The sequence below is a fragment of the Candidatus Cybelea sp. genome, assembly GCA_036489315.1.
Classification (GTDB): domain Bacteria; phylum Vulcanimicrobiota; class Vulcanimicrobiia; order Vulcanimicrobiales; family Vulcanimicrobiaceae; genus Cybelea.
The window spans coordinates 89,761-114,618 of sequence record DASXFZ010000044.1; the positions used below are offsets into that span (position 1 = coordinate 89,761).

21 protein-coding genes and 1 pseudogene are annotated in these 24,858 nt (G+C 63.3%); 11 read left to right on the plus strand and 11 right to left on the minus strand.

The window, feature by feature from the left end; translation table 11 throughout:
* Positions 1-182 precede the first annotated feature (182 nt).
* Positions 183-1,067 carry a hypothetical protein gene (locus VGG51_09595; protein ID HEY1883276.1) on the plus strand — a complete coding sequence of 295 codons (885 nt, stop codon included), beginning with the start codon at positions 183-185 and terminating at the stop codon, positions 1,065-1,067.
* A gap of 1 nt (position 1,068) precedes the next feature.
* Here VGG51_09595 and VGG51_09600 read toward each other — a convergent pair whose 3' ends face one another.
* The 4 genes from VGG51_09600 to VGG51_09615 form a co-directional block, all read right to left on the minus strand.
* On the minus strand, positions 1,069-1,737 hold the full coding sequence (locus tag VGG51_09600) for an HD domain-containing protein (GenBank protein HEY1883277.1): 669 nt from the start codon (positions 1,735-1,737) through the stop codon (positions 1,069-1,071).
* Between the two features lie 84 nt (positions 1,738-1,821).
* Positions 1,822-2,340 (minus strand): hypothetical protein, encoded by a 519-nt coding sequence (locus VGG51_09605; protein HEY1883278.1) that lies wholly within the window; start codon positions 2,338-2,340, stop codon positions 1,822-1,824.
* Positions 2,341-2,377: 37 nt separating this feature from the next.
* Entirely contained in the window at positions 2,378-2,731 is a 354-nt protein-coding gene (locus VGG51_09610; GenBank protein HEY1883279.1) for a hypothetical protein, read from the minus strand.
* Between the two features lie 96 nt (positions 2,732-2,827).
* On the minus strand, positions 2,828-4,120 hold the full coding sequence (locus VGG51_09615) for an alkaline phosphatase family protein (protein ID HEY1883280.1): 1,293 nt from the start codon (positions 4,118-4,120) through the stop codon (positions 2,828-2,830).
* Positions 4,121-4,324: 204 nt separating this feature from the next.
* On the opposite strand from VGG51_09615, the gene VGG51_09620 reads away from it, so the two are divergent.
* Together VGG51_09620 and VGG51_09625 are read left to right on the plus strand one after the other, a co-directional pair.
* Entirely contained in the window at positions 4,325-5,713 is a 1,389-nt protein-coding gene (locus VGG51_09620; GenBank protein HEY1883281.1) for an alkaline phosphatase family protein, read from the plus strand.
* Between the two features lie 182 nt (positions 5,714-5,895).
* Complete coding sequence (locus tag VGG51_09625; GenBank protein ID HEY1883282.1) at positions 5,896-6,849, plus strand: hypothetical protein; 954 nt, start codon at positions 5,896-5,898, stop codon at positions 6,847-6,849.
* Between the two features lie 13 nt (positions 6,850-6,862).
* Here the strand turns inward: VGG51_09625 and VGG51_09630 are convergent, their stop codons facing one another.
* Positions 6,863-7,684 (minus strand): DUF2837 family protein, encoded by an 822-nt coding sequence (locus VGG51_09630; protein HEY1883283.1) that lies wholly within the window; start codon positions 7,682-7,684, stop codon positions 6,863-6,865.
* A 790-nt stretch (positions 7,685-8,474) separates the two neighbouring features.
* On the opposite strand from VGG51_09630, the pseudogene VGG51_09635 reads away from it, so the two are divergent.
* Positions 8,475-8,924 (plus strand): annotated as a pseudogene (locus tag VGG51_09635) (O-antigen ligase family protein).
* 209 nt (positions 8,925-9,133) lie between these two features.
* Here the strand turns inward: VGG51_09635 and VGG51_09640 are convergent.
* From VGG51_09640 to VGG51_09665, 6 genes are read right to left on the minus strand one after another with little or no spacing between them, the layout of a single operon-like run.
* Positions 9,134-10,324 carry a glycosyltransferase family 4 protein gene (locus VGG51_09640; GenBank protein HEY1883284.1) on the minus strand — a complete coding sequence of 397 codons (1,191 nt, stop codon included), beginning with the start codon at positions 10,322-10,324 and terminating at the stop codon, positions 9,134-9,136.
* Positions 10,321-11,307 (minus strand): D-glucuronyl C5-epimerase family protein, encoded by a 987-nt coding sequence (locus VGG51_09645; GenBank protein HEY1883285.1) that lies wholly within the window; start codon positions 11,305-11,307, stop codon positions 10,321-10,323. Before VGG51_09645 ends, VGG51_09640 begins: the two co-directional genes overlap by 4 nt.
* A complete protein-coding gene (locus tag VGG51_09650; protein HEY1883286.1) occupies positions 11,304-12,581 on the minus strand; it encodes a nucleotide sugar dehydrogenase in 1,278 nt (425 codons plus the stop codon). The genes VGG51_09645 and VGG51_09650 overlap by 4 nt, the downstream gene beginning before the upstream one ends.
* A complete protein-coding gene (locus VGG51_09655) occupies positions 12,578-13,789 on the minus strand; it encodes a glycosyltransferase family 4 protein (GenBank protein HEY1883287.1) in 1,212 nt (403 codons plus the stop codon). Before VGG51_09655 ends, VGG51_09650 begins: the two co-directional genes overlap by 4 nt.
* Complete coding sequence (locus VGG51_09660) at positions 13,786-14,904, minus strand: glycosyltransferase (protein ID HEY1883288.1); 1,119 nt, start codon at positions 14,902-14,904, stop codon at positions 13,786-13,788. The genes VGG51_09655 and VGG51_09660 overlap by 4 nt, the downstream gene beginning before the upstream one ends.
* Positions 14,901-16,343, minus strand: coding sequence for a sugar transferase (locus VGG51_09665; GenBank protein ID HEY1883289.1), 1,443 nt, complete (start codon positions 16,341-16,343; stop codon positions 14,901-14,903). Before VGG51_09665 ends, VGG51_09660 begins: the two co-directional genes overlap by 4 nt.
* Positions 16,344-16,507: 164 nt before the next feature.
* Here VGG51_09665 and VGG51_09670 point away from each other — a divergent pair, with 164 nt between their 5' ends.
* From VGG51_09670 to VGG51_09700, 7 genes are read left to right on the plus strand one after another with little or no spacing between them, the layout of a single operon-like run.
* A complete protein-coding gene (locus VGG51_09670; protein ID HEY1883290.1) occupies positions 16,508-18,649 on the plus strand; it encodes a polysaccharide biosynthesis tyrosine autokinase in 2,142 nt (713 codons plus the stop codon).
* A complete protein-coding gene (locus VGG51_09675) occupies positions 18,646-19,626 on the plus strand; it encodes a glycosyltransferase family 2 protein (protein HEY1883291.1) in 981 nt (326 codons plus the stop codon). Before VGG51_09670 ends, VGG51_09675 begins: the two co-directional genes overlap by 4 nt.
* Complete coding sequence (locus VGG51_09680; protein HEY1883292.1) at positions 19,595-20,836, plus strand: DegT/DnrJ/EryC1/StrS family aminotransferase; 1,242 nt, start codon at positions 19,595-19,597, stop codon at positions 20,834-20,836. Before VGG51_09675 ends, VGG51_09680 begins: the two co-directional genes overlap by 32 nt.
* On the plus strand, positions 20,833-21,864 hold the full coding sequence (locus tag VGG51_09685; protein ID HEY1883293.1) for a Gfo/Idh/MocA family oxidoreductase: 1,032 nt from the start codon (positions 20,833-20,835) through the stop codon (positions 21,862-21,864). The genes VGG51_09680 and VGG51_09685 overlap by 4 nt, the downstream gene beginning before the upstream one ends.
* Entirely contained in the window at positions 21,865-22,488 is a 624-nt protein-coding gene (locus VGG51_09690) for an acyltransferase (GenBank protein ID HEY1883294.1), read from the plus strand.
* The gene (locus tag VGG51_09695; GenBank protein ID HEY1883295.1) at positions 22,488-23,819 is read left to right on the plus strand and encodes an NAD(P)/FAD-dependent oxidoreductase; all 1,332 of its coding nucleotides are present in this window, start codon (positions 22,488-22,490) and stop codon (positions 23,817-23,819) included. Before VGG51_09690 ends, VGG51_09695 begins: the two co-directional genes overlap by 1 nt.
* Positions 23,816-24,778: a polysaccharide deacetylase family protein gene (locus tag VGG51_09700; GenBank protein HEY1883296.1), complete on the plus strand. Its 963-nt coding sequence runs from the start codon at positions 23,816-23,818 to the stop codon at positions 24,776-24,778. The genes VGG51_09695 and VGG51_09700 overlap by 4 nt, the downstream gene beginning before the upstream one ends.
* Positions 24,779-24,858 lie beyond the last annotated feature (80 nt).

Consider the following 24,858-nt stretch of genomic DNA (forward strand, 5'->3'; position numbering starts at 1 on the left):
ACGACGAACTTCGCACGGTCGCTCGGACCATCGTTAACAGCATTCTCTCCCACATACGAGAGCTGCGAGTGGGTCTTTCGACACGCTCGGCGGGACGGTCGTCGCGACAAGCCGGGGCGTTTGGGTCGAATGAGCGCGGCGCGGCTTTGCCCAAAGCTGCAAAGAGAAGGAGCGATAATCCGGTGATAGCAGTCTCGGCGGCCGCGCTGGCGGCCTGCGGCCTTTTCGGCAGGAATAATACCTACACGAAGCCGGTGCTCGGCGCGGCGGCCGATCGCAACAGCCGGCGCTACATTGCGTCGATGGTTTCGGCCGGCAACTCGGGCGGCTTCTGGATTGCGCCCGATCCGGTAGAATTCGTGAACCTCGCCGACGGCCGCACTCCTCTGCTGACCGTTGCCCGCAAGGTTGCGTACCACCAGTTTCCCAGCCCCTATCCGTGGCAGCAAAACTTCCGGATCGAACCGCTGAGCGACGCGCATTCGATCGTCGTTCAAACCCAGAGTTGCCGCGTTTACGAAGCGTGGAATACGAGCTTCGCCAACGGCGTGCTCTCGGCGTACAGCGGCGCGAATTGGAGCTTGCGCGAGCCTTTCGCACCTTTGCGGCCGGGCACACCCTCGGCGATGTCCTCGGGCCTATCGCTGTACGGCGGAATGGTGCGTTGGGAGGAGGTCGCCGGCGGCGCGGTACGCCACGCGCTCGTGTGGGCGGCCCCGGCCGGAACCGTCGCGCAGTGGAGCTTCGTTTCGCCCGCGAGCGATGCCGAGGGCATCGCGTTCAAAGGCAGCGACGCCTATCAACTGCCCTACGGGGCGCGGCTGCGGCTGCGATCGTCCTTCGACGTTTCGCGCTTCGGTCCGCAGAGCGCCGCGATCGCGCGCGCGATGAAAACCTACGGCATCTACTTAGCGGACACGGCGCGCGGCAACGAGCTCTACAACGCGTTGGCGCTCGACGGAACAAACCGTTGGGACCGGCGCGATTTGGCATCGCTCGACGCAATTCATATCAGCGACTTCGACGTCGTCGCGCTGCACAGAGTACAGCGAGTTCCGGGCCGCTAGCCTACATCGCCTTTCCGTCGAACGTTTCGGTCTGCAGGTCGTCGAGGAACCGCGCGAGCTCTGCGGCGCGCTGCGCCCCGATGCGCTGTGCCGTCCTGGTAATCAGCCGGGCTGGAATCTCTTTGACGAAGGTTCGCAGCGTTTTGACCGCCGGCGCGAAGCTTTCGGCGGTCTCGCCGGTCAGCGAGATCATCCGCGCGGCACCGATCTCACCCAAGAAATCGAGTGAGTCGGCATCGTGGAGAACGATCGCTTCGGGCTGCTTTCCGGGATCGCTGTAGTACATGTGGCCCCGCTCGGCCGCTTGCACGGCGGGGAACTTTTCCATCGGAAAACCGGCAGCGCGCAGGATCGCACCGCTCTCCTGCGCGGCGCACTCGCCGTGCTCGAGCTTCTTGCCGGGGCACGGCATGAAGGCCGCCATATCGTGCAGGAACGCCGCGGCGAAGAGTACGTCGGTATCGACTTTCAAACCGTCGCCCTGCGCCAGTTCCAGTGCGACGCGATAGTTGCGCTCTGAGTGCTGCCACCCCCAAGCCGGATGATGGAACTTCGCGCGGGCGAGATCGTAGATTGTCACCTTCCACGGTGCGTCGAGCGGAATGCCGGTGGCCGTCTGGCTCGCCGGCGCAACCGCGAGTAAGAGCGCGGTGAACGCAGCTACGATCATCTCGATATCCTCCTGCCTGGGATGCTGCTCGATACGCTTCGCCGAGCATTGCTGCGTTCCGCCGAAGAGTCTACTCGCCCGCGCTTACGCCGGGCGCGCCACGTGCCAGTGCCCGCCGGCAAAGGGAATGCCTTCGCCGTTGGCTTGATCCGGGCCCGAGTCGCCCGCGTACGTGTAGAGCGGGTGGTTCTTGTAGTCCCACTGCATCCCGGTCCCGTCCGAACGAGTGACGATCGTAAAGCTGCCTGCCGAACTCGCGGCGGCGTTCGGAGCATTTACGAACCAGGTGGTCAGGCAGCCGCCGGTGCATTTGCCGCCCGTCGGAGTGTCGACATCGAGAAAATAGAGCGTTCGATGATTAGAAGCGCTGACGAAGGCCGGTGCGCCGGCAACGGTTTGCTTTACCGGCAGGTTCGCATTTTGCGGTGGGCTCGGCGGCGGCAGCCCGCCGTACGATGCGGCGTTCGACCCGCCGGCACCGCCGCCGCATGCGGCAAGCGCGCCGCCCCCAGGACGGCCGCAATTAGTGAAGATTTTCTGAACATCTTTTCGTGCATTCTCCTCATAACGTGTTGGAATACTTATCTGGAACGCACGATAAATGCTCGGAGTAAAAAAAGTGTGAGGCCCCGTTTAGGCCCTACTTCGTCGAGCGAATGTAGGTGACGGCGGAGTTACCGTTGGTGTCTTTTACTTGGATCTGCTCGGTATCGAGTTTCGAGCACGTGAGGCCTTGCGGCACGACCGTCCACGCGCCGCCCGTCGTCACCGGCGATTGAACCACCCAGCACTCTCCGTGGGTTGTGTCGGCGGTGAACTCCCCGGTGTAACCGTCTTCAACCGCCGTTAGCGTGAAGGACGATTGGATTGACTCCGGCGCGGGATTGCTCGCGGTGCCGTTGGGGCTCAACCGAATGACGTTGGGCATGTAGTCTGAGTGAGTACACGCGGCCAAAACTGCCGCGGCGGCGAGCCCAACGAAAAGACGGTACACTCAAGCGTTGATTGGTTCGGATTCGGGAGCGCACCTTCTCGCCGAGCGGTTAGAATCAAGCCGGCGGCTCCCCGTTGCCGGAGAGCCGCCGGTCGCCTATTTCGCCGGGATGCGATTGAACTTGCGAGGCTTTTGCGTGAAATCGAAGACGTCGCCGATGCTCGTGGCGCGAGTATCGGTCGTGCCGAGCCGTCCCAGATTCCAGTTGTCTTCGACGAAGCGGATGATGCTGCCGAATTCGTACTGAGTGTGGGAGACGTAGCTGGATTTCGCGTACGGCGAGACGACGATCATCGGTACGCGCATTCCGAGGCCGGCGTAGTCCAGCTGCGGCGGCGCCACGTGATCGTACCAGCCACCCCAGTCCTCCCAGACGACGATGACGGCGGTCGAGTTCCAGAACTTGCTCTTGCCGACGGCGTTGACGATCTTTGCAACCCACGCCGGCCCCTTATCGGACTTGTCGAAACCGGCATGGTCGGAGTTCTGGTCGTTTGGGGATATCCACGTGACGTTCGCGAGCGAACCGCCGGCGAGGTCGCTGAAAAAGTTCGTCTCCGGCATCGAGACGTCGTTGCCCCAGTCCGGGCCGTGCCGAACCCCGCTGACGGCGTCGAAGGCGTTCCAATATGCCCCTGCGAGGCCCCCGTCAAAGAGCGGGGGTGCGTAGTACTTCCAAGAGAGGGACTTCGCATCGAGGAGGTCTGCAAGCGTGCTGTAAGTCATGCATGGGAACACCCCTTTCTTGATGTACTGCCCCGCGCTGGTGACGACCGGAACCGTTGTGCCGCTCTGTGCGTCGCAGCCCCACGGCCCGTGGCTGGGGAAGTCGACCATGCTTTCGTCGGCGTTAATCGCGGAGCTGCCGCGGATGAGGTCTTGGTGGGAGCTGAAGTCTCCGCTGTTCTCCGTTGGGAACATGTGATCGGCCAGCACGTATTGCCTGGCCATCGCCCAATATGGGCGAACCTGGGCCGGGTCGACGTACTGATACGCACACTTGGGGCACGGCTTACGGCTGACCCAGACCTTACTCCAGCCGTCCATCTGCCCGTTGTCGTAATCGACCTTGAAGGCCGCCCGGCTGTTCTGATAGAGCTTTCGAGTGTAGAGCTTGCTCTTTGTCAGCGCCACGGTTTGGCCGTTGGGCATCAGTCCGTTCGTCGTGCCGTCGGCGCCGGGAAACGTCGCAAAGAGATTATCGAAACTGCGATTGGTTTGAATCACAATTACGACGTGCGAGATGCTGCCCGACGTGTTCCGATGAGCATTCGAGTGCGCTGCTTGAAGCGATTGCGCCGGCGTTACCGGTACTGGCGAAGAGTTTGCACCGCTGCAGGCAGTTAAGGCGGCAGCTAAGGCGCAGAAAAGTAAATACCGCGATTTCATAAGCGTTTCGGTTCGCTGCGGCGCCTCGCGAATTCCCGTGCGAAATTGCGAAAATGCCCAAAATTGAGGCTTTCGGCTCACATTAAGGGACAAGGGTAGCGCCTTAAAAAACGAAATAGACCTATAGGTCGGAAGCCTCAATTTTTGCCTCCAAGCGCTTCGACTGCGGGATAGCCGGGCGACGCGATCAAAGTTTACAGCACTTTGAGACGCTATAATTCTTTCGTAACAACAACTGCCGGCCTCATCGCCTCCGCGGCACTCTGCGCGTGCGGCGCAAATCCAAGCCTCGGCGGCGTTTCGGCCGTGCCTTCAACCGCAACAGATCAAACGAACGTCAAACGACACACCGGCTCGATCGGCCAAATCCAACACGTCGTCATCATGGTGCAGGAGAACCACAGCTTCGACAATCTCTTCGCGACGTTCCCCAATGCAGATGGGGCAACGACCGGAAAGATGAGTACGGGGAAGACGATTAAGCTCACGGAGACAAGGCTCTATAGCCCCAAAGCGTTGGATAATAGCCATCAGGCGTTTGAAGTCGACTACGACAACGGAAATATGGACGGCTGGAACAAGGTGTGGGCTAACTCGCACCCCTGCCCGAAGTGCGCTTACGCCTACGTCAATCCCAAGCAGATCGCCCCGTACTGGACGCTGGCCAGTACCTACGGCCTCGCCGACCACATGTATCCAACCGAAACGAGCGGGAGCTTCACGGGGCATCAGGATCTCATCCGCGGCGACAGCGCCGTTACCAGCAGCGAAAGCCTCTTCGATTTCCCGTCTCACGGGCCGTGGGGCTGCGACGCACCGGCGGGAACGACCGTACCGATGTTGACCGAGCAAAACAAGTATATCCAAGACGGGCCGTTTCCGTGCTCGAACCAGTTTCCGCCGTCCGGCTCCTACAACACGCTGCGCGATTTGCTCGATGCTAAATCGGTTTCGTGGAAGTACTACACCCCGCCGCTGAACGGCGGGGGACTTGCCGGCGACTACTGGGACGCGTTCGACGTCATCTATCCGGTACGAAACGGGCCGGAGTGGACGGCGAACATTTCTTCTCCGGAGAAGAATATCTTTAAGGACATTAAGGCGAGCCGCTTAGCCTCGGTTTCGTGGGTCATCCCCGACGGGGCAAACTCGGATCACTCCGGTCTCGCCCCGCGCGACACGGGCCCTTCCTGGATCGCGCAAGTGGTCAACGCGATCGGCAAGAGCCAGTACTGGAACTCGACCGCGATTATCATCGTGTGGGACGACTGGGGCGGCTGGTACGATCACGTAGCTCCGCCGCAGCTCGACTACGCGGGGCTCGGATTCCGGGTGCCGATGATCGTCGTTTCCCCATACGCTATACCTAACAACGTTTCGCATACGCAGTACGAGTTCGGCAGCATCGTCAAATTCGTCGAGCAAGTATGGAGTCTCGGCAGCCTCGGCACGACCGATCAGCGCGCGAACAGCATGACCGATATGTTCAACTTCAGCCAAAGCCCGCTGCCGTTCAAGCAAATTCCGGCGAAATACTCGAGGTCGTTCTTCGAACACCAGCCTCCCTCGAACGAGCCGCTGGACACGAACTAAGGGTCGCTTAGCGCTCGGCGGCGCTGGGTGCCAGGGGCCGCCGAGCGGGACTTTCGTCCCATCCGAAATGGTACTTTCGTACTGGTTGTCGAAGGGTGCCCTTCGTCCGGCCCATCGCGCCGGATGTTGGGGGGAGATTGGACTTGCGAGGCACCCTTCGTTTTTCATATTGCTCTGCGGTTATGGCGTCGCTTGCCCTTGGGGCCTGTTCGGGGGGCATCACGCCCGCGGTGACGCCCGCTGGGGCGGCGTCCGCTGCGGCGCTGCGGCCGAACTTATCGACCTTTTACGGCTGCCCGGCGTTCAAAGGTCATCCGTATAACGACGTCATTACAAACGCCCGAGTCGACAAGCACAGCGCCGATTACATCGACTCGATGATCCAGGCGGGAAACACCGCCGGCTTCTACGCTTCGACCGGCAACGAGCAAATCAACCTTGCGGATAAGAAGACGCCGTTGCTCACGGTTCAGCCAAAGGTCAAATACCACCAGTTCCCAGTGCCCTACCCGTGGATTTCGAATTTTTTCATCGAGCCGACGAGCGATCATCACGCGCTGGTCGTACAAACGCACAGCTGCCGCGTGTACGAATCCTACAGCACGACCTACGGATCGGGGGGGCTTAGTGCCTATTGCGGTGCCAACTGGCAACTCCGCAGCCATTTCAAGCCGATGCCGGCGGGGACGCCATCGGCGATGGCTTCCGGCCTCTCGCTTTTCGGGGGAATGGTGCGCTGGGAGGATTATCAGTCGGGCGCCATCGCGCACGCCTTGGACTGGACGGCGATCGCGCACACAGTCGCGGAATATCAGTTCGTTGCGCCCGCCAGCGACACGGATCGGTTGGCCTTTTATGGATCGAGCTCGTATCAGCTGCCCTACGGTGCACGCCTGCGGTTGAAGGCTTCGTTCAACACCTCCGGCTGGGGACCGCAGGCAACGATGGTGGCCAACGCAATGAAGAGCTACGGGGTCTACCTCGCCGACACGGGTTCCAGCAGCAACGGCCTCTACTTTTCCAACGACCAGTACGGCAACAATTCATGGAGCGGCTCGGATCTATCGGTGCTCTCACAGATAAAACTGGGCGATTTCGACGTTATCAAACTCCCCAAGGTGCAGAGCGTCCACTAAAGTGCGTCCTCGGCTAACGCCCGGAGATGGCCTTGGCCCCGAACTCGATCACCATCGCGGCCGGTATGAGGATGGCTTGCGAGCAGAGCATACCCAAAATCGAAGTCAACGAAAGGCCCGTTACTAAGGCTTTGACGTCGTTGACGCTGCGATCGCCGCGCACCGCCCGGTCGGTGAGCAAGGCTGAGGCCGGATCGACGATGATGTTGTATGCGATCGTCGCGAATCCGTTGACGAGTCCGCTGGAGAGCACCGCGGTGCGCGCGGCCTGCGGCTGCAGGACGCTGGCATAGGCGGCCGCGACGATGCCGACGCCGTAGACGGCGGTGACCAGCACGTTGAGGACGAGGATGTCCTTGGGGACGTTCTTAAACGAGATGTCGCGCCAGCGGGTTGCAACGCCGAACTTCACCTCGCCGACGACGGCCGCAACGGTAGCCGGCCGAAACATCGCAAGCGCGGCCTTCGGTATGCTGCCGTTTCGCTCTAGCGACCGAATCGCGCGCATGTAGAGCATCACGAACGTAGGAATCGCGAGCGTACCGATGACCGAGCCGACGGTTCCCGCGAAGACGATCGAGCGCAGCTGCCACTGGTAGACGCTCAGCGAGGCGACGGTGGCGCGGTCGGAGAGAGCGCCGAGCATCGGCGTATAGAACATCTGCGCGAACCGGCTGCTGGTCGCGAAGATGTTGAAGAGCGATATCGCCGTCGCGACACGCCCCGAGCGCGCGCCTGCTAGGCGCGCCGCATAGGCGGCGATCGCCAGCGCTTGGACGACGCAGTTGAGAGCCATGGCAAACAGAAGCTGCCACGGCCAGAACCCATGGGCCACGCTGCTAGTCTACGTGTGAGCGCGCCGCCTGCAATCAATCCTTGGTCCCTTTGCTTGGGACCTTTGCTTCTCGATCCCGCGCTACGCGCGCCTTATAATAGGAGCGTTGGGCACGGCAGCAATTAACTCGTCAGGACTCGCCCCGCGGGCGGCGCTAGCCGCGGTCGCGGCGATCGGCATTGGATCGATCTTCGTGCTGCTCTACGGCCCAAGCATGGCGACCTTCGGGTCGATCGCGCTCTTGCTCGTTCCCGCAGCCCTGTACGTCGCCCTGCGCTGGCCGCTCCAAGTGCTCTTTGGATTCTACGCGCTGCTCGTGCCGTTCGACAATCTGCTCAGCACCGGGTCGTTCGGAACGGTAACGAAGCTGCTGGGCATCGTCGCCGGCGCCTTCGTGCTGCTGTGGCTCGCGCGCCGTAATCTCATCTCGTTCTCGGCTGCCCCCCTGCGCGTCATGGGCGCCCTTGCGCTCTGGCTGCTTGCGACGACGCTCTGGGCGATCGATCAAAAGGTCGCGCTGCAAATGATGTCGACCTTGGCGGGCCTGATGCTGCTCTATGCGGTCGTGAGCATGTATCCCGTCAGCCCGAAACAGTTTCGGATTTTACTGCTGCTCGTCGTCGTGGGCGGCGTCTGTGCGGCGGCTTACGGCGCGAATATGTTCTACCACGACTCGAGCCTTTCACAGGTGGCCCTCGCCAACCGTCGCTTGGTCATTCACGTAGGCCAATACGATATCGACCCCAACCACTTTGCCGACGCACTGATCTTTCCGGCCGCCGTCTTGGCGATGTGGGCACTGCGCGGCCGAAAGCTGATCGGGCGCCTCGCCTGTATCGGGGGGCTGGGCTTGATATTGCTCGCCATTCTGCTGAGCGGATCGCGCGAGGGCATCACGGCGCTGCTGCTGATCGCGGCGTACTACTTCATACGTTCGCGTTATCGGGTCACGCTAGCCGTGGGGCTAGGCGTACTCGCCGCGTTCGCGGCAACCGTACAGACGTCGGTCTTTCTCCGCTTCGCCTCGGCGGCAGACACCGGCGGTTCCGGGCGCACCTCGATCTGGGCCGTTGCGCTGGAAGCGGCGAAGCACCGGCCGCTCCAGGGATATGGAATCGGCAACTTTCCTGCGGCCTTCGACATGTTCTACCTCGTGACGCATCAGCCGTATCCGTTCGGTTGGGATAGCCCCGCGCACAACCTCGTCATGCACTATCTGGTCGAAACGGGAGTTATCGGGCTCGCACTGATCGGGTGGTTCTTTGTCGCTCAGTTCCGCTCGCTGCGCAAGATCGAGCCGGGCAGCGAGTATTACGACTATCGCCTCGTACTCGAGGCCAGCCTGCTAGCGATCGTTGTGGTGTCGATGTTCATCGACCTCTTCCAGTACAAGTACGCATGGCTGATCTTCGCAATGCTGGCGCTGCTGCGCAACGTTGCGGCGCGCTCTCAGCAGAGAGCGGCGATCCGCCCGACGAGCGCGGACATGATGGCCGAACGATCTGGGCGCTCGCTCAGACGAGACTTGCCGTCGTCGCCGATCTTGCGTAAAGCGCTCTTGTCGAGCAGCGAGAGCTGACGAAGGAGCGCCGCTAAGGCGCCCGCATCACCGGCCGGTGAGCACAGTGCCCCCAGAGAAGAGCCCTCTTCGACCGCCTCCCCTTCGGCGACGATCACGACCGGACAGCCGACCGAAAGCGAATCGTAGAGCTTCGTCGGAATGCTTTCCGTGAGACCTTTGCGCAATGGAATCACGGAGACGTCGGCCTCCGCAATCATCGCGAGCGCCTCACTGCGAGGGAAGCTGCCCTTGATGCGCAAGTTGCTCACGCCTTCGTTGGCGGCCCGTTCCCGCAGACGCGTACCCTGAGCGCCGTCCCCGATGATCTCGATCGTGATACCCTCGCCGGCGACCAGCGCCGCCGCGTCGACCAGCACGTCGACGTCTGTCGTCAATCCCAGATTTCCCGCGTACACCGCCGTAAAGCCATCACCGCTGCCGGCATGCGGCGGAAGATCGGAGACCAGTGCATCTCGCTCGTAAGCATTGCGCGCCAAAATGATCCGATCGCGGTCGATGCCGCGTGCGGCGATCTGCGATATGCCTTGTGCGGTAACGACGACCACGAGATCGGCCCGGCGGTAGAGGCGGCGGACAAGCCGCTCCATGAGCCGTACGACGAGGCTCTCTTTCTTCCAAACCCCCATCGAGACGCCGATGTCGGGAAAGACGTCGCGGATGTCGACGATGAGCCGGGCACGATGCCGCGCGGCGCCGGCCAGTGCTGGGAAGGCGAGCGTGATCGGCGGCGAGCTGACGACAATGGCGTCGTAACGCTCGCGCGTCGTCAGCAGGTAGAGCGAAGCGGAGAACGCCGCGGAGAGCCAATGCAGCAAGCGCGATCCCGGCAGTTTTGGGGCGAGGATCGAGAAGAGCCGTACGATTCGCGCATTTTCGGCGTGCTCGATGCGGACGATCGGGCGCCGCTGCCCGCCGGTTTCGTGCTGAAACGACGGATAAGGCGTCACGACCGTGACGTCGTGTCCCTTTGCCGCAAAGGCATCGACCAAAGAGCGCACGCGTAAGGCCGCCGCACCCGCCTCCGGCGGGTAAAAGTGCGTAACGACCGCGACCTTCACGTGTGCGCGCCTCCGAGGACCGTATCGCGGCCGGAGAGACGTTCGGGGAGACTGCGCAGCGTCGTGCGAACCAGCCGCGATCTGGAGCCGCGTTCCCTGGCGTAATCCGTCCATCGATCGGCGACCGCGGCGAAGCGCGGCTCGTCGAACATCTTGGCGAGCACGCGCATTTGGGCGATGTGAAACTGATGGTATTTCAGCGTAGCAAGATGCGGGCGGCCGGAAGCGCTGCGCAACAGGCTATAGAGGCTCCACCAGCCGGTGTCGAATCGCGGCAGCCACGCGCGCAGCGTTGCGACGCAGCGCTCGATTCGGGCCTGCATCCAAGGCTCGGGGTTGACCTTCCACAGCTCCCACAGGCCCCACAGCGCGAAGATGCAGCCGTTGAGCACGTGGGGCGCGTGACGGTTGGCGATCTCTTCGAAGAAGATATCGTCGGCCGATTCCCACACGACGCCGCCGCGATCGATACCGGCGGTAAACGGCTGCGACGCGCGCATTGCCGCGCCGGCATAGCCAGCGTTCGGCTCGATCCGGTGGGCGCGCAGCAGCACCGAAATCGCCTCGCCTTGCGCCATCGCCGACGTCCAGCCGGCCGGCGCTCCGTATTTGCTCCAGGGGAAATCGAAGACGTAGAGGCCCGGAAGTCCCTCGCGGCGCTGGTGGTCGCGCAGCCAATCGGCCTGCGCGAGAAAGTCCGTTCGTGCGGCCGGATCGCGCGCGGTGCACCAAATGCCGAACCGGTGCAGAGCGAACTGCGCGATGCGGATCGGGTGGTAGTGGCGCTGCGGGCCGCTGAGCAGGACCAGGTCTGCGTCTTTTGGCGCGCCGTCGAAGTCTTCGCCGTAGACCGAGCTATCGGGGTTCCACTCGACGAAGTACCGTCGCGCGCCGGGTTCGGTAAGTGAGTCGACGCACCACGGACGTTGATGGGACCAGCTGCTGACGGGAAATCCCAGCGCGACGCGGCGCAGTAGGCTCATGCCACCGCGCGTGCAGTGACTCGCCGTAACGGCCGCCCGAGCTGATAGCAGGCGAAGCCGCACGTTTCCCACTGCGCGGCGTCGAAAAAATTCCGCGTATCGACGAGCCGCGCAGAGCGCATCAGCGCTACCATTTCGGCGGGCCGGATGCTGCGGAAGGCGCTGTGAGCGGTCACCAAAACCAATGCGTCGGCGTCGGTCGCCGCCTCGGCGAGCGTCCGGCTTAGCGGCCGTTCGAACTCCGTAACGAGCGGGTCGTAAATCGCGGTCGTATAGCCGCGCTCGCGCAGCAGTCCGTCGATCCGAATCGTTGGGCTCTCACGGGCATCGTCGACGTCGGCCTTGTAGGCGGCACCCAAAAGCGCGACCTTGCGGCCTCGAGCCGGCTCGACGAGCTCGGTGATCCGCCGCACGATGCGGTGCGGCATCCGATCGTTGACTCGGCGTGCGGCTTGGACGAGCTCCGTCACGAACGGGTTCGCGTCCGAGAGGAAGTGCGGGTCGACCGGAATGCAGTGCCCTCCGACGCCGGGGCCCGGCTGTAAGATGTCGACGCGCGGGTGCTTGTTGGCGATCGCGATCGTTTCCCAGACATCGATGTCAAGCTCTTCGGCGACGATCGCCAACTCGTTCGCAAACGCGATGTTTACGTCGCGGTATGTGTTCTCGACGATCTTTACGAACTCGGCGGTGCGAATCGAGGTTATCGCGATCGGGCTTTCGCAGAAGGACGAGTAGAGCTCGGCTACCAGCGCCGCGTCCTCCGGAGTGCGGCCTCCGACCACCCGGCCGTTCGTGCGCAGCTCCTCCATGATCGCGCCCGGAATCACGCGCTCGGGGCAGTGGGCGATGTGAAAATCGTCGATCGACTTTCCGGCGGAGCGCAACGCCTGCTCGAAGACGCGATCCGTCGCGCCGGGAGGAACCGTGGACTCGAGAACGAGCATCGACCCCGGTTTCGCGACGGCAGCGACCTCTGCAGCGGCGGCTTCGACGTAGTGGAGGTCCGGCTTTCCGTCATGCGTCGGTGTCGGCAAGCAGAGAATGTAGGCCTGGGCGCTCGGAATGCGGTCCACCGCGTGAAAACGCCCGCTCGCCAGCGCGTCGACGACGGCGCGGCGCACCGGCTCTTCAGCCGCGGCGACCTCTCCTCGCTGCAGCGCGTGGCGGAGCTTCGCGTTGACGTCGTACCCGTAGACTCGGTGTCCGCTCTCCGCAAACAGGGCCGCCGTCGGCAGCCCGATGTAGCCGAGTCCGATGATCGCGATGTTCAAGATGCGCGTTCCTTTCCGTGAAGGGCTGCGGCGAGGTCGCGCATTTGCGCGCGCACGTCGTGCCGCTTGGCGACGAGTTCGTAGGCGCGCTCGGCGCGCGATCGCGCGGCCTTAGGATTACCGTATACGTCAAAAAGGGCAGCGGCCAGCGCGCTGGAGTCGTCCGCGGCCACCAACAGCCCGCTGCGCCCGTCAATCGCCTCGCGCACGCTCCCGGAGTTCGTGGCGACGATCGGGATCCCGAACGCCATCGCCTCGAGCAACGCGGAGGGTACGCCCTCCATCATCTTTTCTCCGGCGTCCCGGCTGGCCAGAACGATCGCGTCGAAGGTGCCCGCGCGATAGAGATCGTGCAGCCGCCCTTGAGGAATGTGCCCGCCGAATTCGACCTGATCCTGCAGCGCCCGTGACGCGACCTCGCGCTCGAGTTCGGCCTGCAGCGGCCCGGCACCGTAGAGCGTACACCGCACGGGAACGCCGGAGTCTTTCAGCTGCGAGAGGGCGGCGAAGAGAACGGAGTGTCCCTTCACCGGGACGAGCGCTGCCGGGCAAACGATGCGAAAGCTGGCAGCTTGCGGCCGGCGATTGACCGCGTAGGGCGGTATTTGGATCCCGAGCCGAAGATGGGCGATTCGTCCGTCGAGCCGCGGCATGCGCGCGCGCAGATCTCGAGCGCCGCGCGCGGAGATCGCGCGTACGTACTCGACGCTGCGCTCTTTGACGTCGAACGCATTGCGCTCGTAAATGTCCCAGCGGTGCGCCGTCGCGCTCCACGGCAGCCGGCTGGTCGATGCCGCGACCATGGCCACCGTCGAAGGCGTCGACATCCAATAGGCATGAATGTGATCCACGCGATGCTCGGCGGCCCAGTGCCCGAGCGCGAGGCCTTTTACGAAGACCGCGAGGTTTTTCAGGCGCCCCGGATCGTGAGAGCCGACGATCTTTGCGAACGTCCGCGCGGCCCGCAGAGGAGCGACGGCCGCCGTTGCGGCGGCGCGCCTGAGAATTTCGGCGTTGAACAGCGGCCATTCGAGAACGGTTACGTTGTCTGGAACGGAGTATCGCGCCTCGGAGGCCGGCGGCCGGGCCGGCACAACGACGACGTCGTCGAAGTGCCGCGCGAGCTCGGCGAGCTCCACGTTGAGGTACGCTTCTTGGCTGCCGAAGGGAAAACGCGCCGTGACGAGGATGAGGCGTCCGGCGCTCATGAAGCGATGCCGGAGAGCTGTAGATAGAGCTGCTGGTGCGCGTCGACCATCCGATCGACACCATAGGCATCAAGCGCGTGCTGCTTGGCCCGCTCCGCGACGCTGCGGCGAATCATCGGCCGCGCGATCGCGCGCTCGATCTGCGCGGCGACGTTGAACGGCTCGAAATCGGCGGCGAGAAAACCGTAACGCCCGTTATCGAGCATGTCGCTTGCACCGAGCCACGGCGTCGTGACCACCGGTATGCCCGCAGTCATGGCCTCGAGTGCGGCAAGCGGCATCCCTTCGAACCAGGACGTCATCAAGAGAAGGTCGGCTGCCCGCAAAAGGCTCGGAACGTCGTTACGATATCCGAGGAAGCGAACGCGATCGGCGATATTGAGCGCGCGCGCCAGCCCGCGAAGCATGTCTTCGTTCTCGCCCGCCCCGACGAAAAGCAGCAGCGCCTTTTCTTTGGTCTGGCGCAGCAACGCGGAAAAGGCTCGCAGCGCGAGAATGTGATTCTTCTGATACTCCATGCGGCCTACGAGCAAGATTGCAAACTCGTTGGGCCGGATTGCGAGCCTCGCTCGTGCCGCGAGCCGGTCCTCGTTCGGCTCTGGAAGCTCCAGGCCGTTGGGGATCATCACGACCTTTCGCATGGGGAAGTGCTCGAGCTTGCTCACGCGCGAGCCTTGCTCGTTGAAGAACGTTACGATTCGCGACGTTCCCCGATTGAGGATCCAATCCGCGAGCGATTCGACCGCCGACTTTTTTCGAAAGTCGCACGGATTGTGCTCGGTGTGGATGATCTGCGGAACGCCCGAACAGAGCGCGGCGATGCGTCCCCAATAGCGCCCGACGTGCGTGTGCGTGTGAACGATGTCGGGGCGAAAGCTTCGGATTTCGCGCACGAGCCGCCAAAGGAAGAGGCGATCTCCCCGGTTCTTGCGGCCGGCCGTGAGCACCGGAAACGGCAGCGTCGCGCGTACTTCTTCGGGCGGTTCGTAAATCGTCAGCAGCGCGGCATCGACGTCGCGGGACTTCAGGTGCGACAGCAGCTCGATGACGAGCCGCTCCGCGCCGTAACCGCGGATCGAGGGAGAGATGTGGAGGACTCGTACTTTACGGTTCATCCGGCCGCTCGATGGAAAAGGAACTCGCAGAGCGTCTGAAAGAGGACGGCAAAGTCGAGAAAGATCGACCAGTTCTCGAGGTACTGCAGGTCATACTCAAGTCGTTCTCCAGCTGCGGAAGCGTCGAAATTTCGCGCCATGTGCACCTGTGCCCAGCCGGTGATTCCGGGGCGCACGAGGTGTCGCTCGTCGTAGCGCGGCATCGTCGCACGGAAGAGATCGGCGAACATCTGCCGCTCGGGACGCGGCCCGACGAGCGACATATCGCCGCGCAGGACGTTGAAGAGCTGCGGCAGCTCGTCAATACTGAAACGCCGCAGGAACGTGCCGACGCGTGTTTTGCGCGGATCGTCGCGCTTGGCCCAGATCGCGCCGCTCTCGCGCTCGGCATCCTGCCGCATCGAGCGGAACTTCAAAATGCGAAATGGCTTGCCCCCGAGACCAACGCGTTCTTGCGCGAAGAGAACCGGAAAGCCGGAATCCAGCAGCGTCGCGATCGCCGCGACCGCCATGACCGGTGCGAAGATCAACAGGGCCACGCAGGCAAAGAAGATGTCGGTGAGGCGCTTCACGAGCTGCGCGCGCGGCGTGCACGCACGCAGCCGTGCCGGAACGATCAGCACCTGCTTGCCGTCGGTCCGCAGCGAGAGGTCGTAGCAGTAGCGCATGACCTTCGGCGGAGCGAACGCCAGCGAGATGCGGTCGGCGGCCGCGACCTCCAGAATATGTGCGAGCAGGTTGGGCGGCACCATTTCGGTCAGAATCAGCGAGTCGCAGCCCGAGCGCCGCGCGTGGTTGAACCACTCGATGCGGTTGAGGTTGGGATCGCGGCTGAGGTCGATCCGCTCGATCGCCTCGGCGCAGTCATCGACGACGATGAGCTGTGCCTCCGTGCCGGCACTCAGCTCGAGGCTCTCGAGGACGCGTTCGACGTTTTCTTGGGTTCCGACGATGCTCACCTTGCGGCGGCTCTTGAACCACTCTTGACTGCGGACCCGGTGCAGAATCGCTCGCGCCGAGCCGACCATCAGGATCGAAAAGCCTAGGGAGACGAGTAGCGCGACGCGGGAGGTCGAGATCTCCGGATAGATCGTAAAGAGGATCAGCTGCGGGACCGTGCCGAGCATCAGCGCGGCGACCGTATAGTAAAGCTCGTCCTTCATCGAAAGCGCGTACGTCCGGCGGTAGAGGCCGAGGCGGTCGAAGACCAGCACCCAGAGGCCGACGAAGATCGCATCGGCGATCAGAAGGTGGCTCAGGATCCGGGGCGAGTTCCAGTGATGGAAGGCGATCGCTGCCCCGAGGCCCGAGGCCACGATGAAGAGCGCCAAGTCCATCATCAGCAAGATGGCGGTCCACTTTGCCGGATAGGCGCGGGGTGCGGCCCCAATAACGGGCTTGCGCGCCGCTATAGGACGTTCGACGATACGCGTCGCCATGGATGTTTAGATCATAACCAGACGCAGGCGGCGCAATGCAGAGTCATAAGCACCATTGGCCGTGACCCCCGGGCAAGGAAACAAGACCCCGTTGCAAAGGTCCCGGTCGTTGAGTAGACTCGTCCTTACGGTCGAGGTGCTGCTCGGCGTACGATGGCATGGCGATGTCGGAAATGATGCCATACAACGGCGGTCAGAACGGTTTGGCCGAGTTTGAAGGGCAGCCGCAGCTTCACGAGGGACGCGACGTTGAGCGGCTGTACCGTGCGATTCTCAAGCGGTGGCGCGTTTTTGCTGCCGTGGCCGGCGGCTTTGCCGCGTTCGTTATCCTTGGAACGCTGGCCGCTCCTAAATCGTATACGACGACGGTTCGCCTCTTGGCGGGCCGCTCGGATACGACGGCGGCTCCAGTCGATAACACGACGGCGCTCCCGGTGCTCAATGCCCTCGTCCTGCAGAGCGGAGAACAGTCGGCGGAAACGTTCGCTGCCCTTGCTCAGCAACGCGGCATTGCCACTGCCGTCATCGATCAGCTCAGCCTAAAGGCGACGCCGAAGCAGCTGCTCGGCAGCGTCAACGTGCAGCCCGTCGTCAATACGGCTCTCCTAAACCTTAACGTTACGTGGTCGTCGCCCGAACGGTCGGCCGAGATCGCCAATGCTTTCTCAAACGCGTTCGTCGAAGAGGAGCGGGACTTCGTAAGGTCTCAGGCCGTGGCCGCGATCGGCTTCCTCTCCAAAGAGATGCCCGACGCAGCGAAGGAGATGCACGACAGTGCCTCGCGGCTCGCCCAGTTTCAGTCCGCCCACGGCTATATCGATGCGACCGCCCACGCGCAAGACGTCGTTTCCCGGGTCAGCCAGCTGAACTTACAGATCGACCAGCTCACCGTCGACGTCCGCGAAGCACAAGCCTTACTTAGCAGTACGACCAGCCAACTCGCGGCGATGTCCAGCACCGTCGACAGCGCGAAGCAGGTCGGGCAGAATCCGGTCGCGACCGACCTGCAGACCAAGCTTGCCGACGTCCAGGCGCAGCTGAGCGAGGCCCAGCAGAAGTACACGCCGGCCCATCCAACCGTGATTGCGCTGCGTCAGCAGCGGGATGCCCTGGTCGCGCAGATTTCGGCACAGCCGCAGGCAGTCGTCAGCTCCACGACGGTCGCGCCGAACCCGCTCTACCAGAGCCTTGAGCAGCAGGCAGCGACCTATCGCGCCCGCGTCATGGGGGACCAGGGTCAAATCCGGGCGCTGCGCGGAGAGGTAAAGGCCAATAAGCCGGCGGTCAATGCTCTGCCGGAGCAAGCCATCGCGTTCTCGTCGCTCCAAGAGGATGCCAAGCGCGCCGCCAACGTCTATAACGCGCTGGCGCAAAAGTATAGCGACGCGATCGTTGCAAAGACGACGGCGATCAGCGATATCATCGTCGTTCAGCCGGCAAACGCGGATTCCGCGATCAAACGTCCCAGCCTCCGGACGAACCTTCTGATCGCTGTCGTCCTCGGCGTGATGCTGGGTTTAGCGGTCGTCTACATTCTCGACCTGATCGAGCGACGGTCCGCCGGCCGCGACTTCGCCCGCATCCTCGGGCTCCCGGTCGTGGCTCGCATCCCGGCCTTCGACGAGCGCAAGACCAAGGCGATCCCGTGGGTTCACTCGATGACGATGGAGGCGTTCCTCCACCTCTGCGTGACGCTGCGCTTGCGCAACCGGCGGCCGATCAAAACTCTCGCCGTCCTGAGCGCGCGCCGCAGCGAGGGGAAATCGACGGTCGCTTTCAACCTCGCCAAGACGCTCGCGACGCTGCAGCCCGGGGTGCTCCTCGTCGATGCCGACCTGCGTCAGCCGACGCTGCACACGATCGCAGCCTGCAAAAATAACGTGGGCTTGGGCGAGGTGCTCGAAGGCACTTCGACGCTCGACGCGGCCGTGCAGCACGTCGATCCAGGTCTCGACATCCTGCCGAGCCATCCGGACAACACGAATCCGATTCCGCTGCTGCAGTCGCGTTTCGAGTCGATGCTCGAAACCGCGCGCAAGAGTTATAGCACCGTCATCGTCGATACGCCGGCGCTCGGCGCGGTATCCGATGGATTGATGGTCGCCGCGCAGGTCGATGGCTCGCTCTTCGTGGTCGCGGCCGACGAGACCGAAGAGAGCGACGCGCGCCGCGCGATCGGCCAGCTCAGCCTCATCGGCATCGACAACGTGCTGGGAATAGTCGTAAACAAAGACGCGGTCGTGGTCAACGACTACGACGACTACTTTGCGCGGATGCACAACGCGCTGGCGGCGGGTCCGGCATGACCGGCGTAACCGTCGTCATCCCCGCGTACAACGAAGGAAGCCTCTTCGCCGCGGCGCTCTCCTCGCTCTCCGAATATTTTGCCATCCATCGCGGCAGCGGGTACGAGTTTCACTTTCTGATCGTTGACGACGGAAGCACCGACGAGACGGGCGCCGTTGCCGCAACCTTCGCGCGCTGGCGGCCCAACGTACGCATCGTCCGTCACGAGCACAACCGCGGCCTGGGCGCGGCCCTACGCACCGCCTTTGCTGCGGTAGATACCGAGCTGGCAGTGCTGCTCGACGCCGATCTCACCTATTCGCCCGCGGTCGCGATGCAGCTGCTCGAGGCGCTGGAAGCCTCGCATGCCGACATCGCGATGGCGTCGCCGTACATGCCGGGAGGATCGGTCGTCGGAGTTCCTTTCCTGCGCCGGGTCCTCAGCCGTGAAGCCAATCGTCTGCTCTCGCTGGCGGTCTGCGGAAAGTACGCCACGCTGACCTGCATGGTGCGCGCGTTTCGCGTGTGCGCCCTGCGCGAGCTTCAGTTCCGCAGCGACGACAAGCCCGCGGTAGCGGAGATGCTGCTCGACGCGCTGCGCAAGAAGATGCAGGTCGTCGAGGTTCCCGCGACGCTGGAATGGACGGCGGAGCGGCGCAGTGCCCGCGGCGGCTTCAACTTCTTACGCACGGCCGCGCAAACGTACAGCACGCTTGCGCTGGCCTTTCGCCATCGTCCCGCGTTGTGGCTGGCGGTCCCCGGGCTCTTTCCCGGGCTCCTTCCGCTCGTCGTCGGGCTGCTGCTGATCCTTCGAGTCAACTCCACGACGCTCGCCATCGGTACGACCGCGACGATCGTCATCCAGTACACCAGTCTAGCCCTCTTCACGGGGCAAATCACCGCTTTTTTGGGACGAAGATTTCACCAAAAACGTCGCCTTCAAACGAACGGAGCACTAAATAAAAATGGCTACGACCCTTCCTCTCGCACCGCATAGAACGCTGCCGTCCGACCAGGACGCAACTGGAAGAACGCTCGGCGAAGAGGAAATCGCCGCAGTCTCCGCTGCTCTGCGCAGCGGAACGCTTACGAGCACCAAAGGTTCATTCGTCACCGCCCTCGAGTCGCACTTCGCGGAAATGATGGGCGTAAAATACGCTTATGCCTGTTCCTCGGGCACCGCGGCCCTCCATTGCGCGATCGCCGCGCTCGACCCGGAGCCGGGCGACGAAATGATTACGACCGCGATCACGGACATGGGCGCGCTCACGCCGATTCTCTATCAAGGCGCGATCCCGGTCTTCGCCGACGTCGACCCTCGCACGTGCAACGTCACGGCCGAGACGGTCGCGCAGCGGATCAGCAGCAAGACCAAAGCCATCATCGTCACGCACCTCTTCGGGAACCCCTGCGACATCGACGAGATCGTCGAGCTGGGCAATCGTCACGGCATCCCGGTCATCGAGGACTGCGCCCAGGCGTTCCTGGCCGCGTACAAGGGCCGCTTCGTCGGCACGGCCGGCAAGATCGGGTGCTTCAGCCTGCAGCAGGGCAAGCACATCACGACCGGTGAGGGCGGTCTGGTCGTCACCAACGACGAGGCTCTCGCCCGGCGGATCTACCTCTTCATCAACAAAGCCTGGGGGTACGGCGATCCGCAGCCCGATCACTATTTCCTGGCACTGAACTATCGCATGTCGGAGCTCGCCGGCAGCGTCGCGGTCGCGCAGCTGGGTAAGCTGCCGAAGGTCGTCGCTCGCCGCCGCATGCTCGCCGAGATGCTCACCGAACGGATCGGACAGCTCGAAGCGATCGAGACGCCCTACATCCTGCCCGGCGCGCAGCATAGTTACTGGAAGTACGTCGTGCGCACGTCCGAGTCGCTCCCGGCAGAGGCGGTGCTCGAAATGGCCGCGCTGCTCAAGGAGCGCGGAATCTTCAGCGCGCCGCGATACATTCAGAAGCCGGCGTTCATGTGCGAGGTCTTCCAGAAGCGCAAGACGTTCGGCAACAGCGGCTATCCCTTTACGATGGCTCGTCCCGAAGTGCTCGCGTACGATCGCGAGCGTTTCCCGGGCACCTACGCCGCGCTGGAACGCGTGCTGGTCGTTCCCTGGAACGACCGCTACGACGAAGACGACGTCAACTACATCGCCGAGGCCATGACCTCGGCAGCCGAGACGCTCACCTGGAGGCACAGCGCATGAAGGAACTACGTTTCGCGATCGTCGGCGCGGGCGCAATCGCCCGCGCCTACGAAGCGGCTTTTCGAGAGGTAAAAGGGGCAACCGTCGTCGCCGTCTGCGATACGAACGGCGCGGCCGCCGAGGAGCTCGCGTCGCGCATCGGCTGCGACGCGTACTCGCTGCTCCCGGCCCTGTTGCGCAAATCGAGCTTCGACGCCGCGATCGTCTGCACGCCTCCGGTAACGCACGAGTCGATCAGCTGCAAGATCTTGCAGTCCGGGCGGCACGTGCTTTGCGAGAAGCCGCTCTCGATCACGGTGAACAGCGCCCGCCGGATGCTGGCGGTTGCCGAACACTGCGGAATGATCCTGACGATGGCCTCGAAGTTCCGCTACGCGGCGGACGTCCGCCGTGCGCGCGAGATCCTCTTCGCCGGCGAGATCGGCGACCTGGTCTTCGCCGAGAACGCGTTCACCTCGTTCGTCGATATGAGCAGGCGCTGGAACTCCGACTCCACGGTCAGCGGCGGCGGCGTGCTGATCGACAACGGAACGCACGCGGTCGACATCTTGCGATATCTCCTCGGCAACCTGCGCGATATTCAGGTCGTAGAGGGGCGCCGGATGCAGGGGTTGGCGGTCGAAGATACGGTCCGCCTGTTCGTGCACAACGACGAGGGGGTCATGGGTGCTGCCGATCTCTCGTGGAGCATCAACAAAGAGCTCGAAACGTTCCTGCGCATCTATGGCAGCGCCGGCACGATCCTCGTGGGCTGGAAAGAATCGCGGTTCCGGCGCCAGGGTGAAGACGCTTGGAATACCTTCGGCAAGGGATACGACAAAATTCAGGCCTTCGCCGACCAAATCGGCAACTTCTGCGGCGCCATTCGTGGAGAGGCGAGGCTGCTCGTCACGCAGCGCGACGCCTTGGCATCGGTTCAAGCGGTGCAAGCCGCCTATGCAGCGCTCGAGTGCGCGCGTTGGGAACGAATCGGCAGCCAGCTGGAAGAACTGACGCCGCTGCGGGCCGGCGCGCTAGCGGCAAGCTAGATGGCAGTTCATCCCAGCGCCATCGTCGAGCCGGGAGTCTCGATCGGCCGCAACACTTCAATCTGGGACAACGTGCACGTACGTCATTCGACGACGATCGGCTCCAACTGCATAATCGGCGAGAAGAGCTACATCGCCTACGGCGTCGAGATCAAAGACTTCGTCAAGATCAACGCCTTCGTCTACGTCTGCACGGGGGTGACGATCGAGCGCGGCGCCATGATCGCGGCCGGCGTCGTTTTCACGAACGAACGCTTTCCGCGCGCGACGACGCCGCAGCTCGATCGGCTCCAATCGTCCGACCCCAACGAGTACACCCTCCACACGCTGGTTCGCGAAGGCGCGACGATCGGCGCGAGAGCGACGATCGGCCCCGGTTTGACGATCGGACGATTCGCAATGGTCGGAATGGGCTCCGTCGTGACCCGTGACGTCCCGGACTTTGCGATCGTGCACGGAAACCCGGCGCGCCCCGTCGGATACGCGTGCGCCTGCGGACATCCGCTCGAGTCGCTGACGCCGACGATGGACCGGCCTACCGCCATGCGCTGCCAGTCGTGCGCCGCAGAGTACGCGCTCTCCGGCTCCTCGCTGCGGCCGATGGAGATCGCGCAGAGCTCGTAATGAGTCGATTCGGTATTGTCGGCGGCGGCATGCTCGGCATGACGCTCGCCTGGGAGCTCTCGAAGGAGGGCCACGAGGTTACGATCTTCGAGGGCGGCCCCCGGTGCGGGGGCCTCGCCGCGCCCTGGCAGCTCGGCGACGTCGTTTGGGATCGTCATTATCACGTAACGCTCTTGAGCGATCGAACGCTGATCGAGCTGTTGGGCGAGCTCGACCTCGAGAGCGAGCTGCGCTGGAATACGCCGGGCACGGGCTTTTTCGTAGACGGCTCGATGCATTCGTTCTCGGGAACCCTCGACTACTTAAAGTTCCCGCCGCTCTCGCTGGTACAGAAGGCGCGGTTGGGCGGAACGATCGTTCACGCGTCGCGAATCAAGAATTGGGAGCCGCTGGAACGAATTACGGCGGTCGACTGGCTCACCCGCCTCTGCGGACGCGGCACCGTCGAACGCATTTGGCTTCCGCTTCTCCGAGCGAAGCTCGGGCCTCACGCGCATCGCGCCTCCGCGGCGTTCATTTGGGCGATCATCGCGCGAATGTACGCGGCGCGCTCGAGCGGCGTCGGGCGGGAGCGCTTCGGCTACGTCGCGGGGGGATACGATCGGACGCTGCGCCGGTTCGAACAACGCCTCGCGGCCCGCGGCGTCACCCTGCGCACTTCCTGCCCGGTGCAGGCCGTCGAGGCGTTGCCCGACGGCGTCGGCATCGCAACGGCTTCCGAGCTCCTGCGCTTCGACAAAGTCGTCGTCACGCTCGCCGCGCCGCTGGCGGCGCGTATCTGTCCGACGCTGAGCGCCCGCGAGCGCGCACTTTGCGCGGGCGTGGAATATCAAGGCATCGTCTGCGCCTCCGCGCTGATCGACTCGCCGCTGACTTCGTATTACATCACGAACATCGCCGACGCGACGGTGCCGTTTACCGCGGTCATCGAAATGACCGCCCTGGTCGACCGCGAGGAATTCAACGGCAAGTCGCTCGTGTATCTTCCCAAGTACGTGGCCTCGGACGACCCGGCGCTGCGGCTTTCCGACGAAGAGATCGAGGATTCATTCTTGACCGCGCTTTCACGTATGCACCCGCACTTCTCACGAAGCCAAGTTCGCGCGTTCCGGGTCTCGCGCGTGCCGCACGTCTTTCCGATCCCGACGCTGGACTATTCGAGCCGGCTCCCGCCAGTAGAGACCAGCATTCCGGGGCTCTTCATGGCGAGCAGCGCCAACATCGTCAACGGCACGCTCAACGTCAACGAAACGGTGCGCTTGGCCAAGCGTCTTCTTCCTGCGCTGCGCGCGGAATCGCCGACGCAGCAGCCGCAGGCGGTCGCCGTATGATGCGGGCTTCGCTCTCGCTCGACCTCGACAACAAGTGGTCGTACATGAAGACTCACGGGAATCCCGGGTGGACCGACTTTCCAACGTATCTGCCGCAGCTCGTGCCGGCGGTGCTCGACATTCTCGATCAGATGAAGCTGCGCATTACCTTCTTCATCGTGGGACAAGACGCGGAGCGCCCGGAGAACGCCGAAGTGCTCGCCGAGATCGCGCGCCGCGGACACGAGATCGGAAATCACTCGCACCACCACGAGCCGTGGATGCATCGCCGTGGGCGCTTGGAGATCGACGACGAGCTTCGCCGCGCCGAAGAGGCGATCGAACGCGTAACCGGCGTCCGGCCGCGCGGCTTTCGCGGACCCGGGTTTACCCGCTCCGAGACGATCTTAGAGACGCTCGTCTCCCGGGGCTACCTCTACGACGCCTCGTCGCTTGCGACGTTTATCGGTCCCCTGGCGCGAGCGTACTATTTCCGCAGTGCGAAACTCAGCGCAAAGGACCGCGCGGAGCGCGAGGATCTCTTCGGAAGCTTCGCCGATGGCTTCCGCCGCAACTCGCAGCACCGGATCGAGCTATCGAACGGACCGATCGCAGAGATCCCGGTCACGACCTTTCCGCTGGCAAAGATCCCGATCCACGTCTCCTACGTCCTCTATATCGCGATGATCTCCCCGGCGCTGGCTCGTGCCTATTTCGAAGCGGCGATGACCGCCTGCAAGCTGACCCGCACCGAGCCGTCGATTCTGCTGCATCCGCTGGATTTTCTCACGGCCGCGGACGCGCCCGAGCTGCGCTTCTTTCCGGCGATGAGCATGAATCCCGAGGTGAAGCGACGGGTGGCGCTCGATTCGATCGCTGCGCTGGCGAAGCACTTTGACGTTAAACCGATGAAAGACGTAGTGAACCTTTGCTCGCCGGCTGCCGTTACTAGAAGGAGGGAGAGTCCTACCACATTCTAACCGACCGCTCGCTCGTTTAGTCGGGTTTTCCGACCGCTAGCTTGCAACCGATAGGAGGCGTGCGCTAGAATGGGGGCTCG